The 14,687-nt window shown below is 68.1% G+C and carries 12 protein-coding genes; 7 read left to right on the top strand and 5 right to left on the bottom strand.

The window, feature by feature from the left end; all coding sequences use genetic code 11:
• Positions 1-2: 2 nt before the first annotated feature.
• The gene (locus SFC76_RS06815) at positions 3-1,235 is read left to right on the top strand and encodes a threonine synthase (protein WP_322848737.1); all 1,233 of its coding nucleotides are present in this window, start codon (positions 3-5) and stop codon (positions 1,233-1,235) included.
• Between the two features lie 9 nt (positions 1,236-1,244).
• Here the strand turns inward: SFC76_RS06815 and SFC76_RS06820 are convergent, their stop codons facing one another.
• Positions 1,245-1,706: a vgr related protein gene (locus SFC76_RS06820; RefSeq protein WP_322848738.1), complete on the bottom strand. Its 462-nt coding sequence runs from the start codon at positions 1,704-1,706 to the stop codon at positions 1,245-1,247.
• 52 nt (positions 1,707-1,758) lie between these two features.
• Entirely contained in the window at positions 1,759-2,208 is a 450-nt protein-coding gene (locus SFC76_RS06825; RefSeq protein WP_322848739.1) for a copper chaperone PCu(A)C, read from the bottom strand.
• 193 nt (positions 2,209-2,401) lie between these two features.
• Here SFC76_RS06825 and dnaK point away from each other — a divergent pair, with 193 nt between their 5' ends.
• The 4 genes from dnaK to SFC76_RS06845 all read left to right on the top strand — a co-directional run bounded on the left by dnaK (position 2,402) and on the right by SFC76_RS06845 (position 7,241).
• Positions 2,402-4,303 (top strand): molecular chaperone DnaK, encoded by a 1,902-nt coding sequence (dnaK, locus tag SFC76_RS06830; protein ID WP_322848740.1) that lies wholly within the window; start codon positions 2,402-2,404, stop codon positions 4,301-4,303.
• Between the two features lie 140 nt (positions 4,304-4,443).
• A complete protein-coding gene (gene dnaJ / locus SFC76_RS06835; RefSeq protein WP_322848741.1) occupies positions 4,444-5,565 on the top strand; it encodes a molecular chaperone DnaJ in 1,122 nt (373 codons plus the stop codon).
• Between the two features lie 358 nt (positions 5,566-5,923).
• On the top strand, positions 5,924-6,376 hold the full coding sequence (locus SFC76_RS06840) for a TM2 domain-containing protein (RefSeq protein ID WP_322848742.1): 453 nt from the start codon (positions 5,924-5,926) through the stop codon (positions 6,374-6,376).
• A 346-nt stretch (positions 6,377-6,722) separates the two neighbouring features.
• Positions 6,723-7,241 carry a thioredoxin family protein gene (locus tag SFC76_RS06845; protein ID WP_416222394.1) on the top strand — a complete coding sequence of 173 codons (519 nt, stop codon included), beginning with the start codon at positions 6,723-6,725 and terminating at the stop codon, positions 7,239-7,241.
• Positions 7,242-7,383: 142 nt separating this feature from the next.
• On the opposite strand, the gene purB is transcribed toward SFC76_RS06845, so the two are convergent.
• Positions 7,384-8,694, bottom strand: coding sequence for an adenylosuccinate lyase (gene purB, locus SFC76_RS06850; protein WP_322848743.1), 1,311 nt, complete (start codon positions 8,692-8,694; stop codon positions 7,384-7,386).
• A 213-nt stretch (positions 8,695-8,907) separates the two neighbouring features.
• Here purB and SFC76_RS06855 point away from each other — a divergent pair, with 213 nt between their 5' ends.
• Positions 8,908-9,369, top strand: a complete 462-nt coding sequence (locus SFC76_RS06855; protein ID WP_322848744.1) for an EF-hand domain-containing protein — start codon at positions 8,908-8,910, stop codon at positions 9,367-9,369.
• A gap of 63 nt (positions 9,370-9,432) precedes the next feature.
• On the opposite strand, the gene SFC76_RS06860 is transcribed toward SFC76_RS06855, so the two are convergent.
• Entirely contained in the window at positions 9,433-10,536 is a 1,104-nt protein-coding gene (locus tag SFC76_RS06860; RefSeq protein ID WP_322848745.1) for a hypothetical protein, read from the bottom strand.
• A gap of 194 nt (positions 10,537-10,730) precedes the next feature.
• Positions 10,731-11,423 (bottom strand): RadC family protein, encoded by a 693-nt coding sequence (gene radC / locus SFC76_RS06865; protein ID WP_322848746.1) that lies wholly within the window; start codon positions 11,421-11,423, stop codon positions 10,731-10,733.
• A gap of 86 nt (positions 11,424-11,509) precedes the next feature.
• Between radC and SFC76_RS06870 the strand changes: the two genes are divergently transcribed.
• Positions 11,510-14,683 carry a YdbH domain-containing protein gene (locus SFC76_RS06870; RefSeq protein ID WP_322848747.1) on the top strand — a complete coding sequence of 1,058 codons (3,174 nt, stop codon included), beginning with the start codon at positions 11,510-11,512 and terminating at the stop codon, positions 14,681-14,683.
• Positions 14,684-14,687: the final 4 nt, after the last annotated feature.

Below are 14,687 nucleotides of genomic sequence, written 5' to 3' on the forward strand. Positions count from 1 at the left end.
GCATGCAGCTCAACCCCAATCTCACCGCCGATCGCCCGACCTTCGTCACGCATCTCGAATGCTCGCTGACCGGCGAGCGCTACGACGCGGACCGGCTGCACGGCCTGTCGCGTGCGGGACGGCCGTTGCTGGTGCGCTACGACCTCGACGCGGTGAAGGCGACCCTGTCGCGCGACGCGCTGGCAGCACGGCAGACCGACATGTGGCGGTGGCGGGAGGTGCTGCCGGTGCGGGGGTCTGAGCATGTCATAAGCCTTGGGGAGATCGAGACGCCGCTGATCCCGATCCCGAAAAGCGCGGGCAGCACCAACGTCTGGGTCAAGGACGAGGGGCGATTGCCGACCGGCAGCTTCAAGGCGCGTGGGCTGGTGATGGCAGTGGCGATGGCCAAGGAGCTGGGCGTCACCCGCATCGCGATGCCGACCAACGGCAATGCCGGGGCGGCACTCGCCGCTTATGCGACGCGGGTGGGGATCGAGACGATCGTCTTCTGCCCCGAGGACACGCCGGAAGTGAACGTGCGCGAGATCGCGATGCAGGGCGCGCGGGTGTGGCGGGTCAACGGCCTGATCGATGATTGCGGGGCGATCGTCGGCAAGGGCGCCGCCGAGGGACGCTGGTTCGATTTCTCCACGCTGAAAGAGCCGTATCGGATCGAGGGCAAGAAGACGATGGGGCTGGAACTCGCCGCGCAATTCGGCTGGGAATTGCCCGATGCGATCTTCTATCCCACCGGCGGCGGCACCGGGCTGATCGGCATGTGGAAGGCGTTCGACGAGCTGGAGGCGCTGGGCTGGATCGGCGCGAAGCGGCCGCGCATGTATGCGGTGCAGGCGAGCGGTTGCGCGCCGATCGTCCGCGCCTTCGAGGAGGGCGTCGAACATGCGACACGCTGGGAGGATGCGCATACCGTCGCGGCGGGCATCCGCGTGCCGAAGGCGGTGGGCGACTTCCTGATCCTGCGCGCGGTGCGGGCGAGCGGCGGCAAGGCGCTGGGGGTGGGCGACCCCGCGATCCTCAAGGCGGTGGACGAGGCGGCACGCAAGGACGGGCTGCTGCTGTGTCCCGAGGGCGGCGCGACGCTCGCCGCCTATCGCGAGGCGCTGCGCACCGGCGAGGTCGACGAGGACGAGCGCGTGGTGCTGTTCAATTGCGCGACCGGGCTCAAATATCCGATGCCCGAGGCGCCGCGGACGCTCGACCGGCATGGCGCGATCGACTTCGACGCATTGTAGAGCGGGCGCTCAGCCGAACGGCAGCAGCGTCTCATATTGCGCGAGGCTCGGCGCGCCGGGCACGCGCGCGCCGTGGCGGAGCAGGAAGGCGTGGCGGACGATCTCGCCCTGCTGCTCGATGCCGTAGCGGTGGAGCGGCTGGCCGGGCTTGAGGGCGTAATCGTAGCGGCACCACGGATGCCGCGCGAGCGGCAGGAAGATGCCGCGCTGGTGCTGCCAGATGTGGACCATCTCGTGGATGAACAGCCCCTGGTCGGTCAGCGCGGCAGCGGCGAAATCGTCGCGCCAGCTCTGGCCCTTGGGGTGGAAGTGGATGCAGCCGCGCGGTGCCATCACCGTGTCGCGCGGCTGGAAGAACGCCCATTTGCTGCGCGACAGACGGACCGCGTCATAGTCGATCGTGTCGCGGAAGACCGACGCCGCAAGGCTGCGTTCGCCGTCGGTGAGGGCGCGGGTCGTCGGGATCGTCATCCTGTCCGCCCGTTCGCCGGGATGACGAAGAGGGGGGGATATGCTTCCCCCATCAGAAATCCGGTGCCGCCGCGGCCGCACTCACCGTCATCGCATCGACGTACAGCCGGCCGCCATTCCCGAAGTTGAGCGTCAGCTTGTAGATTCGGCCGGCTTTCGCCTTGGGGTTGATGTCGAACAGCATGACGTGGCGGCCGCCCGGGGTGAAGGCGACCTTGGTCTTCGCCGGTACGGCCACGCGGGCGAGCGGCTTCATCGCCGTCATGCCGCTATCGCCGGCCATGCTCTCGTGCATCTCGGCGCGTACCGCGATGTCGGCGGTGACGTCGATCAGCGTCGCGTCGGAACGACCGCCGTGCAGCGTGAAATAGGCCGCACCCGGCCGGCCCGGCACCGCCGGCAGGCGGATCCACGCGTCGTCCACCTCGACCCGGTCCGGTCCGCCGCAGCCGCCCAGTGCGGCGGCGAGCACCAGCATCGTTCCCACTCCTGTCCGGCGCATCGTCGCTCCTCTTCCCGCAAACGCGATCATTTCTGTCACAGCCCTATGGTCGCCACCGTCTTGCGGCAAGCGGAACCCCACCTATATCGCCGCCATACACAGGAGCTTTCGCTGCCGTAACGGGGCAAAGGTTCCCTGGGTTCGGCAATGATTTTTGCCATCGTTTCGTATGTGAGGGGCTCAGTAAGCACACATGGCTAAAGTAATCGGTATCGACCTCGGCACGACCAACAGCTGCGTTGCGGTGATGGAGGGCGGCAAGCCCAAGGTGATCGAGAATGCGGAAGGCGCGCGCACCACGCCGTCGATCGTCGCCTTCGCCAAGGACGGCGAGCGTCTGGTCGGCCAGCCGGCGAAGCGTCAGGCCGTCACCAACGGCGACAACACGATCTTCGCGGTGAAGCGCCTGATCGGTCGTCGGTTCGACGATCCGATCACCAAGAAGGACACCGAGCTGGTCCCGTACCACATCGTGCGCGGCCAGAACGGCGACGCATGGGTGCAGGCGGGCGGCAAGGATTATTCCCCGTCGCAGATCAGCGCCTTCACGCTGCAGAAGATGAAGGAAACCGCCGAATCGTATCTCGGCGAGACGGTGACGCAGGCGGTCATCACGGTTCCTGCTTATTTCAACGACGCCCAGCGTCAGGCGACCAAGGACGCCGGCCAGATCGCCGGCCTCGAAGTGCTGCGCATCATCAACGAGCCGACCGCGGCGGCGTTGGCCTATGGCCTCGAGAAGCAGGACGGCAAGACGATCGCGGTCTACGACCTTGGCGGCGGCACGTTCGACGTCTCGATCCTCGAGATCGGCGACGGCGTGTTCGAGGTGAAGGCGACCAACGGCGACACCTTCCTGGGCGGTGAGGATTTCGACAACAAGCTGGTCGAATATCTCGCCGAGGGCTTCAAGAAGGACGAGGGCATCGACCTCGCCAAGGACAAGCTCGCGCTGCAGCGCCTGAAGGAAGCCGCCGAGAAGGCGAAGATCGAGCTGTCGTCGGCAGCCTCGACCGAGGTCAACCTGCCGTTCATCACCGCCGATCAGAACGGCCCGAAGCACCTCGTCAAGACGATCAGCCGCGCCGATCTGGAGCGTCTCGTCGACGACCTCATCAAGCGCACCATCGAGCCGATGAAGAAGGCGCTCGCCGATGCCGGCGTGAAGACCGACGACATCAGCGAGGTCGTGCTGGTCGGCGGCATGACGCGCATGCCGAAGGTCCGCGAGGCGGTGAAGACCTTCTTCGGCAAGGAGCCGCACACCGGCGTCAACCCGGACGAGGTCGTCGCGATGGGTGCCGCGATCCAGGCGGGCGTGTTGCAGGGTGACGTCAAGGACGTGCTGCTGCTCGACGTGACGCCGCTGTCGCTCGGCATCGAGACGCTGGGTGGCGTGTTCACCCGGATGATCGACCGCAACACGACGATCCCGACCAAGAAGTCGCAGACCTATTCGACCGCGGACGACAATCAGGGCGCGGTGACGATCCGCGTGTTCCAGGGCGAACGCGAGATGGCGGCGGACAACAAGATGCTCGGCCAGTTCGACCTGGTCGGCATTCCGCCGGCGCCGCGTGGCGTGCCGCAGATCGAGGTCACGTTCGATATCGACGCCAACGGCATCGTCAACGTCTCCGCCAAGGACAAGGGCACCGGCAAGGAGCAGCAAATCCGCATCCAGGCCTCGGGCGGTCTGTCGGACAACGACATCGAGCAGATGGTCCGCGACGCGGAGAAGTTCGCCGACGAGGACAAGAAGCGTCGCGCCGGCGCCGAGGCGAAGAACAACGCCGAATCGCTGATCCACACGACGGAGCGCCAGCTCGCCGACAACGGCGACAAGGTTGACGAGGCACTGAAGGGCGAGATCCAGTCGGCGATCGACGCCGCCAAGGCGGCGGTCGAGAGCGGCGATGCCGATCAGATGACCGAAAAGTCGCAGGCGCTCGCGCAGGTGGCGATGAAGCTCGGCCAGGCGATCTACGAGAAGCAGGCCCAGGCCGATGCGTCTCCCGAGAATGGTGCCGGTGAGGCACCGAAGGATGACGTGGTCGATGCCGAATTCTCGGAAGTCGACGACCACAAGGCGTAACCACTTATGATCTCCACCGTCATGCCAGCGGCGGTCCCGGCGAAGCGATGCTTCGCCCGCGACCGGCCCGCCGGCAGCTCCCGTCATCGGGGAGGCCCCGGCATCGGCCGGGGTGACGGCCGGGGGGCGGCGAGGCGATCATGAGCAGCACAGTCGATTATTACGAATTGCTCGAATGCGAGCGCGGTGCGGATGGCGCGACGATCAAGTCGGCCTATCGCAAGCTCGCGATGAAATACCATCCGGACAAGAATGCCGGGTGCAAGGACAGCGAAGCCAAGTTCAAGGCGGTCAGCGAAGCCTATGAGGTCCTGAAGGACCCGCAGAAGCGCGCGGCCTATGATCGCTACGGCCATGCCGCGTTCCAGAACGGCGGCGGCGGTGGCGGTGCGCAGGACTTCGGCGGCTTCTCCGATATCTTCGAATCGGTGTTCGGCGAGTTCATGGGCGGTGCGCGCGGCGGCGGCCGGGCGCAGCAGCGCCGCGGCGCCGATCTGCGCTACGACATGGAAGTCAGCCTGGAAGAGGCGTTCCATGGCAAGGCGACCGAGATCACCGTCGACGTCTCGGCACAATGCGACACCTGCCACGGCTCGGGTGCCAAGCCCGGAACGCACGCGTCGACCTGCCGGCAGTGCAACGGTCACGGCAAGGTGCGCGCGCAGCAGGGTTTCTTCGTCGTCGAGCGCGCCTGTCCGGTATGTCAGGGCGCGGGCGAGATCATCGCCGATCCCTGCCCGGACTGCCGCGGCGAGGGGCGTGTCGAGAAGACCAAGACGCTGAGCGTCAACGTGCCGCCCGGTGTCGACGAAGGCACGCGCATCCGCCTGTCCGGCGAGGGCGAGGCGGGACCGCGGGGCGCGCCGGCGGGCGATCTGTACATCTTCCTCCACGTCAAGCGGCACCCGATCTTCGAGCGCGAAGGCACGACGCTGTTCGCGCGCGCGCCGATCAGCTTCACGACCGCGGCCCTGGGCGGCGCGCTGTCGATCCCCGGGCTGGACGGGCGCACGCATGAGATCAAGATCCCGGCGGGCATCCAGTCGGGCAAGCAGCTTCGCCAGCGCGGTGCGGGCATGCCGGTGCTGCAAGGCCGCGGGCAGGGCGATCTGGTCATCCAGATCGAGGTCGAGACGCCGACCAAGCTGTCGGTGCGGCAGCGCGAGCTGCTCGAACTGTTCCGCGAGACCGAGACGGGCGACGAATGCCCCGACAGTCAGGGCTTCTTCGCCAAGCTGAAGGGCGTGTTCGCCGCGGAGTGAGGCGCGCACGACGCGGGGTGAGATCGGACTCGAGCCTGATCCACCCCGTTATGGCGGACGTGTCGCGAGGTTCACCCTCTCACGGGCACGGCGTTGCTCCTGCGGGACGGGGGCTAAACAATGGCAAGCCCTCCGCAAAACGCAGTCCGTGACTTACCATGGCTGCACCCCGGCGAAGGCCGGGGCCCAGTTGGGTGAAGGTCTGTAATGACTTGCAACGGCCTCCCCAGCTGGGCCCCGGCCTTCGCCGGGGTATATGAAGTGTTCAACAGAGCTCTCGCTTCCGCCGCAATTCACGCCATCTTGCGCCCTTGTCGCGGATGCGGATGATGCGCGCTTCGTAAACCGGGGGACATGCATGCGCGGACAGGTGTTGGGGGTGGATCAGCGGACCGGCGAAGGGCTGGTCGCGGGCGACGACGGCCGGCGCTATCGCTTCACCCCCGAGGATTGGGCGCAGCGCGGCGAACCGGCGATCGGCCTCCACGTCGATTTCGAGGCCGAGGGCGATCGCGCGCTGAGCGTCTTCGCGATGCCTGCCGCGGGCGGCGTAGCGGCGGCGAGGCATCCGGCACCGCGCGAGCCGGCGAGCGATCGCAACAAGATCGTCGCCGCGCTGCTCGCCCTTTTCCTGGGGACGCTCGGCATCCATCGCTTCTATCTGGGGCGGACCGGATCGGGGGTCGTCATGCTCGTGATGACGCTCACCGTCGTCGGGATGCTCGTCACCGGGCCATGGGCGCTGATCGACGCGATCCGTTATCTCGTGATGTCCAACCGCGAATTCGACGCCCGCTACGCGCGGGATTGAGGCGGCCGCCCGAGCCACGCCCTCTCGGCCCGTGCGGGCAAGGGGGCGGGCGGGCCGATGGGTCAAAGGGTGGAAATGATCACCCCGACCACCAGCGCCTGGGCCGCGATCGCCAGCACGCTGCTGGCTGCGGTTTCGAACATGCGCATGGAAGGTCTCCGATGCCGGAGGAATATCCGGCAAGCGCGAGATGGCTATAATTGCTTGAGATCGCAACATTGTTGCTTGCATGCGCCAATGCGTTTCACGCAACTGTAATAATGCCAACGTCGGACCCGTGTAGCGGACGCTTGCCAGACCCATATCGCGTACGTCAGACTGCCGCTTTGTCGTTCGGGAGATGCCGATGCCCAGATTGCCTTATGCCGCGATGCTCGCGGTAGCGTCGTTGACGGTCGCCGTCGCTGCCGATGCGCGGGTCGCCGCGCCGCGGGTGGGGGCGGCGAGCTTCGAGCAATTGTCGCAGCCGCTGCCGCTGCCGTACGACGGCAATGCCGATGCGAAGGCGGCGGTCGCCGCGGCCAAGGTGCGTGCGCTCAAGGGGCACAAGAAGCTGCTGATCGATCTCGGCGGCAATTGGTGCCTCGATTGCCGGCTGCTCGCCGGCGTGATGGAGCTGCCGACGATGCGCGGCTTCGTCGCGCGCCATTACGAGGTGGTCACGGTGGATATCGGCCGGTTCGACAAGAATCTCGACATTCCCGCACGCTACGGGATCAAGGGCCGGCCGGCCGGGGTGCCCGCGCTGCTGATCGTCGATCCGAAGACCGACCGGGTGGTCAATGCCGGGCGCGAGACGGCGCTGGCGGATGCGCGCTCGCTGTCGCCGCAGGGGCTGGCCGACTGGCTGGCGCAATGGGTGTGAGCAAATCCTCCCCGGCACGGGGAGGTGGCACCGCGCAGCGGTGACGGAGGGGGGATTTCGCAAGCGCTGCGTCTGCGGCGATCCCCCTCCACCCCTCGGCTGGCGCCGAGCGGTCCCCCTCCCCGTGCCGGGGAGGAATGGCTTACCCGAACACCCGCGCGAAAATCGTGTCGACGTGCTTGAGATGATAGCCGAGGTCGAACTTCTCCTCGAGCTGTGCCGGCGACAGCGCCGCGGTGACCTCGGGGTCGGCCTTGAGCAATTCGAGCAGCGAGAGCTGTCCGTCCGATTCCCAGACCTTCATCGCGTTGCGCTGGACGAGGCGATAGGAATCCTCGCGGCTGACACCCGCCTGGGTGAGCGCGAGCAGCACGCGCTGCGAATGGACGAGCCCGCCCATCTTGTTGAGGTTCTTGTCCATCCGCTCGGGGTAGACGAGCAGTTTGTCGATCACGCCGGTGAGGCGCGCCAGCGCGAAGTCGAGCGTGATCGTCGCGTCGGGGCCGATATAACGCTCGACCGACGAGTGCGAGATGTCGCGCTCGTGCCACAGCGCGACATTCTCCAGCGCCGGCGTGACATAGCCGCGCACCATCCGCGCGAGGCCGGTGAGGTTCTCGGTCAGCACCGGATTGCGCTTGTGCGGCATCGCCGACGAGCCCTTCTGGCCGGGCGAGAAATATTCCTCCGCCTCGAGCACTTCGGTGCGCTGGAGGTGGCGGACCTCGGTGGCGAGCCGGTCGATCGACGAGGCGATCACGCCCAGCGTCGCGAAGAACATCGCATGGCGGTCGCGCGGGATGACCTGCGTCGACACGGGCTCGACCGACAGGCCGAGCTTGGCGGCGACATGCTCCTCCACCGACGGATCGATATTGGCGAAGGTGCCGACCGCACCCGAGATCGCGCAGGTGGCGATATCGGCGCGCGCCGCGATCAGCCGGGTCTTGCAGCGGTCGAACTCGGCATAGGCCTGCGCGAGCTTGAGGCCGAAGGTGACCGGCTCGGCATGGATGCCGTGGCTGCGGCCGATCGTCGGCGTCAGCTTGTGCTCGACCGCGCGGCGCTTGAGCACCGCGAGCAAGGCGTCGAGGTCGGCGAGCAGGATGTCGGCGGCGCGCGCGAGCTGCACCGCGAGGCAGGTGTCGAGCACGTCGGACGAGGTCATGCCCTGATGCATGAAGCGCGCCTGATCGCCGACGTTGTCCGCGACCCAGGTGAGGAAGGCGATGACGTCATGCTTGGTGACCGCCTCGATCGCGTCGATCGCGGGCACGTCGATCGCCGGGTTGGTGCGCCACCACGCCCACAATGCCTCGGCGGCTTCCCTGGGCACGACGCCCAGGTCGGCGAGCGCATCGGTGGCATGCGCCTCGATCTCGAACCAGATGCGGAAACGCGCCTCCGGGGTCCAGATCGCGGTCATCTCGGGGCGGGAATAACGGGGGACCATAGTGTTTCTTCGTCCTGACGGGAGCACGGCTCGTCGCGGCCATTTCGGCCCGACTCGCGGATTTCTGCGGCGCAGTAGCAGCAGGGGCGGCCTGCGACAAACCTCCCGATCCGGAACCATTGCATGCGAAGGATCATTTCCCACATCAAGTATGCGATGCGGTCGGCACAGTCGATCGGCGCATGCTTCATGTAGTACGATGGGAGACAGGTAATGCTGAAATATGCTCTTCTCGCCGGAGTGATGACGTTATCCGCGCCTGCTCTGGCGAAAACGCAGACCAATACTGCACCAACTCAGACGACGCCGGGACAAACTGTGCCGGATTCGGGTTCTGTTGAGGCGCAGCCGCAATCGACGACGCCTGCCGATGCGACGACTGCGACCGACCCTGCGCAGACTGCGGCAACGCAACCCGCAGGCGCCGATCAGGTCGCGACGGTGGTCCAGACCGAATTCCCGACCTATGACGCCAACAAGGACGGCAAGCTCGAAAAGGCCGAATTCGCCAGCTGGATGGTCAAGCTGAAACAGGCCAGCGACCCCAAGGCGAGCGCCGAAAGCGCCTCGACCAAGAAATGGGTGAACGCCGCCTTCGCCCAGGCCGACACCGACAAGAGCCAGTCGGTCTCTCAACCCGAATTGATCGGCTTCCTGAGCAAGGGCCAGTCGTAACCTCGGGGTGACGTGAGAAAAGGGGCCGCCGGTGCGATCCGGCGGCACCTTTCGTTCGGACGGTTACTGCTGTGGTGGCAATTCGACGGTGACGTGAAGCGTGCCGGTGTTGCCGGTGAAATCGACGTCGTTGAAGCCGAGGGCCAGTCCCGCCGCGGCATCCGGAATCGGCAGGCGGACACCCTTGCCGACCATGAACGGCCGGCTGACCACCGCACCCTTGGCGTCGACGAACACCGCGACTAGCCCGTGACGATAGGCGGGATAAAGCAATTTGGGCACGTAGAAGCTGGGATAGCGCTGGCCATCGGGCGACAGCGTGTCGTTGATCGTCTTCTTTTCGTTGCCGATCGCACCGACGCCGGCCGCCTCGGCGGTGTTGGTCGTGCCTTCGGCGAAGATCACCGCCTTGCCGGCGGGCACCTCGATAGGGACGACCACCGGCGGCTTCGCCCCCTTGGCGCCGATCGGCAGCGTCGCGGCATTCGCCACCGGGTCCCAGGGCGCGGTGGCGGCGTCGATTGCGACCGAGACGCGATGCACGGTCGCGGGTGCCGCCGGCGCGGGGGCGGGGGCGCCCGCCGGCGCGCCAGCGCCCGGCTTGGCATCGGCGTCCTCGACGGTGACGGATGCGACCGGGATATCGATCGTCACCGACAGCGTGCCGCTGTTGTCGAAGAAGGCATCGTCGTTGAGCCCCATCGAGATGCCGGCGGCGCCGGCCGGCACGACCAATTTGGTACTGCGGCCGATCGGGAACGGGCTGCCGACGATGACGCCGTCGCCGGAGATGAACGCGCCGACCAGTTCGTCGAGGAAGATCGGCTCTTTCGCCGCCCTCATATGGTGGCTGGGGAGATAGTCGAAATTGCCGCGATCGTTCGGCCAGGACGTGTCGCCGTCCGGCCCCAACGAGCGGCCGCCACGCATATAGGCGGTCGATCCCGACGCGGTGATCGTTATCGTCGCGCCCGCCTTGATCGCCGGGTCCATGACGATGGCGGCCGGGCGACCATCGTTGAGGCCGTAGCGCAGCGTGCGGTTGGCGCGCATATCCCACGGCATCGACTTCGAATCGACCTTGACGGTCAACGTTTTCGCCATGGCCGGCGTCACGGCGATCAGCGCCGCCAGGCATGCCGTCGAACGAACCAATGATTTCAGCATCTTGTTTTCCCCATCTCCCAATTTACCGAGCTATCCGACGCCAATCGATCTGGCGGCGGCGTATATCGATCCACCGAGTGAATATAGGGGCAGGAAGAGAGTCAATGTTAGACTCACTTCCCCTTTGTATTCATTGAAATTGTTTTCGGTGATATCGGAATACCCCCGTCAGGATTGGGAGTCCGGCACCGACGTCAAATCAATCCTTGCGCCTTCAGGCTGACATGGCCGTTGCGACCGATGATGATGTGGTCGTGCAGCACGACGCCCATCGCCGCGCCCGCGTCGGCGATGGTGCGGGTGATGGCGATGTCGGCGCGGCTCGGGGCGGGGTCGCCGGACGGATGGTTGTGGACGAGGATGATCGCTGCCGAGCCCAGGTCGATCGCGCGACGGATCACTTCGCGGACATGGACCGCGGCCTGATCGATCGAGCCGTCGCTCATCACTTCGTCGCGGATGAGCATGTTGCGCGTGTTGAGGTGGAGGACGCGGAATCGCTCGATACCGTGATGCGCCATGTCGGCGCGCAGATAATCGAGCAGCGCCTGCCAATTGCCGAGGATCGGGCGTTCGGTCACCTCCGCCTTGAGCAGGCGGATCGCGATCGCATGCGCGATCTTGACCGCGGCGGCAGCGGAGGGGCCGACGCCCTTGACCCGGCCCAGCGCCTCGGCATCGGCGCAGAGCAGCCCGCCGATGCCGCCGAACTCGCGTAGCAGGGCCTTGGCGATCGGCTTGGTGTCGATCCGCGGGATGGCGAGCATCAGCAGATATTCGATCAGCTCGTGATCGAGCAGCGCGTCGCCGCCGCCGGCGAGCAGCCGCCCGCGCAGCCGTTCGCGGTGGCCGGCGGCATCGTCCGGCGGGGAGGGGGGAGCGGCCATCGCGGCGAGGCTATCGTCGGTCCGGCATGGGCGCAATTGCGCGGACGCATCGCCCCCGCCTATGAGGGGCGACGATGGGCGAGGGCGTGGACGAGTTGAACGATACGCCCGCGCGGCCGCGACGCTTCGCGACGCCCGCGCAGGCGCGACGCTTCGCGTCGTGGAGTCGGCGGCGACGGATCGCGCTCGGCACCGCGCTTGTCGTGCTCGCCGCGCTGATCGGCCTGTGGGTCGAACGCAAGCCGATCGCCAGCCGGGTCATCGACGGCGAACTCGCCAGGCGCGGCGTCGTCGCGCGTTATGACGTGCGCGATCTGGGGTTCGGGCGGCAGCGGTTGACCAACGTGGTGATCGGCGACCCCGCCGATCCCGATCTCGTCGCCGACTGGCTGGAGACGCGGACGCGCATCGGCCTCGGCGGCGTGCGCCTCGATATGGTGCGCGCCGGGCACGTGCGGTTGCGCGGGCGGATGATCGATGGACGGCTGTCGCTCGGCGAACTCGACAAAGTGATCCCGCCGTCGTCGGGCAAGGCGTTCGCGCTGCCGGCGCTCGACGTCGACGTCGCGGATGCGCGGATGCGGCTGGAGACGCCATTCGGCGTCGCGGGGCTGAAGATCGCCGGACGCGGGCGGCTGGATGGCGGCTTTGCCGGCACCGTCGCGGTGGTGAGCGACCGGCTCGCACAGGGCGGTTGCGACGCCGACGGGGTCCGCGCGGCGCTGAAGGTCGCGGTGACCGCCGGTGCGCCGCGGCTGCGTGGCCCGGTGCAGATCGCCGCGGCACGCTGCGCCGGGGTCGACGTGCAACGGGGCGGGGCGGATATCGACGTGGCGCTGACGCCGGCGCTGGACGGCTGGCGGGGCAGCGCCCGGCTGGCGAGCGGACCGGTGCGTGGCGCCGGTGCGCGGGTCGCCGGGCTGCGCGGCGCGGTCACCTTCGATGGCGCCGCGCAGGGGACGGGCGGAACGGTGGATCTCGCGGCAAGCACGGCCGCGGTAGCCGGCGCGACCGCGGGGACCATCGCTATCGAGGGGCGCTATCGGGTCGGCGCGGCGCAGACGTTCGCCGGCACCGTCCGCGTCGCAAACGCGCGGATCGCACCGGATCGGCTGCCGACGATCGGCACCGCCGCGGGTGCGGGGACGCCGGTCGCGCCGCTGGTCGCCGCGGCGGCGCAGGCGCTGCGTGGCGCGGCTGATCGGTTCGGCGGATCGGCGGCGCTCGCGGTCCGGCAGGACGGCGGCACGGGGCAGGCGCGGGTGACCGCCGCGTCGCTGGAAGCGGCGAGCGGCGCCCGCGTGCAAATCGAAGGTGGTACGGGGCTGACCCTAGGCTGGCCGGGTGCGCGGCTGCGGATCGATACGCGCCTCGCCATGGCCGGCGGCGGATTGCCCGATGCGCAGATCGCGCTGGCGCAGGCACGTGCGGGCGGACCGATCACCGGCCGCGCGACGATTGCGCCTTATGCCGCCGGCGGTGCGCGGCTGGCGCTGACGCCGGTCGACTTCACCGCGACGCCGGACGGGGCGACGCGGATCGCGACGCGGGTGGCGTTGTCGGGGCCGCTCGGCAACGGGCGCGTCGACGGGCTGGCGCTGCCGGTCGACCTGCGCTGGAACGGACGCGGCACCTTGGTGGCGAACCCCGCCTGTACGCCGGTGGCGATCGAACGGCTGGCGGTGGCGGGGCTGGTGCTCGATCCGCTGCGTACGACGCTGTGTCCGATCGCCGGGGCGATGGTGACGCTGGCGGATGGACGCTTGACCGGCGGGGCGCGGCTGCCGGCGGTGCGGCTGGCGGGGCGGCTCGGCCAGACGCCGCTGACCGTCGCGGCGAGCGGTGCGCAGGTGCGGCTCGGCGACGGCGGCTTCGTGCTCGACAGCGTCGCGGCGCGGCTGGGCAGCCCGGAGCGGGTCACGCGGATCGACCTCGCGCAGCTCACCGGCCGGATCGCCGGCGGCGCGGTGGCGGGCACGTTCGGCGGCGGCGCGGGGCAGATCGCCAACGTGCCGCTGCTGCTCGGCGCGGCGGCGGGCGACTGGTCGCTGCGCGGCGGTGCGCTGCGGCTGGCGGCGACGATGACGGTCGACGATGCCGCACCCGATCCGCGCTTCAAGACGCTGGCGGCGCGCGACGTCACGTTCGATCTGGTGGGCGGCGCGATCGCCGCGCGCGGGACGCTCTACGAGCCGACGAAAGACGTGAAGGTCGCCGATGTCGCGATTCGCCACACGCTGGCGAGCGGGCGCGGCACCGCCGATCTGACCGTGCCCGGGATCGCCTTCACCAAGGACTTCCAGCCCGAATTGCTCACCCGCCTGACCTTCGGCGTCGTCGCCGACGTGCGCGGCAGCGTCAATGGCGACGGCCATATCGCGTGGAGCCCCGAAGGCGTCGGCTCGACCGGCACGTTCGCGACCAAGGATACCGATCTCGCCGCCGCCTTCGGTCCGGTGACCGGGATCAGCACGACCCTGCACTTTACCGACCTGCTGGGCCTCGCGAGCGCGCCGGCGCAGGTGGCGACGATCAAGACGGTCAATCCCGGCATCGCGGTCACCGACGGCACGATCGTCTACCAATTGCTCCCCGATCTCCGCGTCCGGATCGACAGCGGCGATTGGCCGTTCGCCGGCGGCACGATGACGCTGCTGCCGACGACACTCGACTTCACCGAATCCGCGGCGCGGCGGATGACCTTCCGCATCCAGGGTGCCGCGGCGGACCAGTTCCTCGAACAGTTCGACTTCAAGAACCTGAGCGCGACCGGCGTCTTCGACGGCGAGCTGCCGATGATCTTCGACGTGCAGGGCGGGCGGATCGAGGGCGGGCGCCTCGCGGTGCGGCAGGGCGGCGGCAGTCTCGCCTATGTCGGTGACCTCTCGCAGAAGGATCTGGGACTGTGGGGCAATATCGCCTTCCAGGCGCTGAAATCGCTGCGCTACCGCAACCTGACGATCGGCATGAACGGGCCGCTCGCCGGCGAGATGGTGACCGAGGTGCGCTTCGCCGGGGTGACGCAGGGGCAGGGCGCGAAGAGCAACTTCCTCGTCCGCCGGCTGCAGCGGCTGCCGTTCGTGTTCAACATCCGGATCAAGGCGCCCTTCCGCGGGCTGCTCGATTCGGCGCAGTCCTTCTACGACCCCAGCCGGCTGATCCAGCGCAACCTGCCGGCATTGCTCGAACGCCAGCAACAGCAGCAGAAGAGCCAGCAGCCCGCACCCATTCAGCCCCCCGCAAGCGGAATCGTGCCATGACCGA

The organism is Sphingomonas sp. CD22, from assembly GCF_034556155.1.
Classification (GTDB): domain Bacteria; phylum Pseudomonadota; class Alphaproteobacteria; order Sphingomonadales; family Sphingomonadaceae; genus Sphingomonas.

Bases quoted from the DNA above. Each gene is read 5' to 3' on its own strand.
- radC (WP_322848746.1), bottom strand. From the start codon at position 11,423: ATGGCCGCTCCCCCCTCCCCGCCGGACGATGCCGCCGGCCACCGCGAA.
- SFC76_RS06820 (WP_322848738.1), bottom strand. From the start codon at position 1,706: ATGACGATCCCGACGACCCGCGCCCTCACCGACGGCGAACGCAGCCTT.
- SFC76_RS06815 (WP_322848737.1), top strand. From the start codon at position 3: ATGCAGCTCAACCCCAATCTCACCGCCGATCGCCCGACCTTCGTCACG.
- SFC76_RS06855 (WP_322848744.1), top strand. From the start codon at position 8,908: ATGCTGAAATATGCTCTTCTCGCCGGAGTGATGACGTTATCCGCGCCT.
- dnaJ (WP_322848741.1), top strand. From the start codon at position 4,444: ATGAGCAGCACAGTCGATTATTACGAATTGCTCGAATGCGAGCGCGGT.
- SFC76_RS06825 (WP_322848739.1), bottom strand. From the start codon at position 2,208: ATGCGCCGGACAGGAGTGGGAACGATGCTGGTGCTCGCCGCCGCACTG.
- SFC76_RS06840 (WP_322848742.1), top strand. From the start codon at position 5,924: ATGCGCGGACAGGTGTTGGGGGTGGATCAGCGGACCGGCGAAGGGCTG.
- SFC76_RS06860 (WP_322848745.1), bottom strand. From the start codon at position 10,536: ATGCTGAAATCATTGGTTCGTTCGACGGCATGCCTGGCGGCGCTGATC.
- dnaK (WP_322848740.1), top strand. From the start codon at position 2,402: ATGGCTAAAGTAATCGGTATCGACCTCGGCACGACCAACAGCTGCGTT.
- purB (WP_322848743.1), bottom strand. From the start codon at position 8,694: ATGGTCCCCCGTTATTCCCGCCCCGAGATGACCGCGATCTGGACCCCG.
- SFC76_RS06845 (WP_416222394.1), top strand. From the start codon at position 6,723: ATGCCCAGATTGCCTTATGCCGCGATGCTCGCGGTAGCGTCGTTGACG.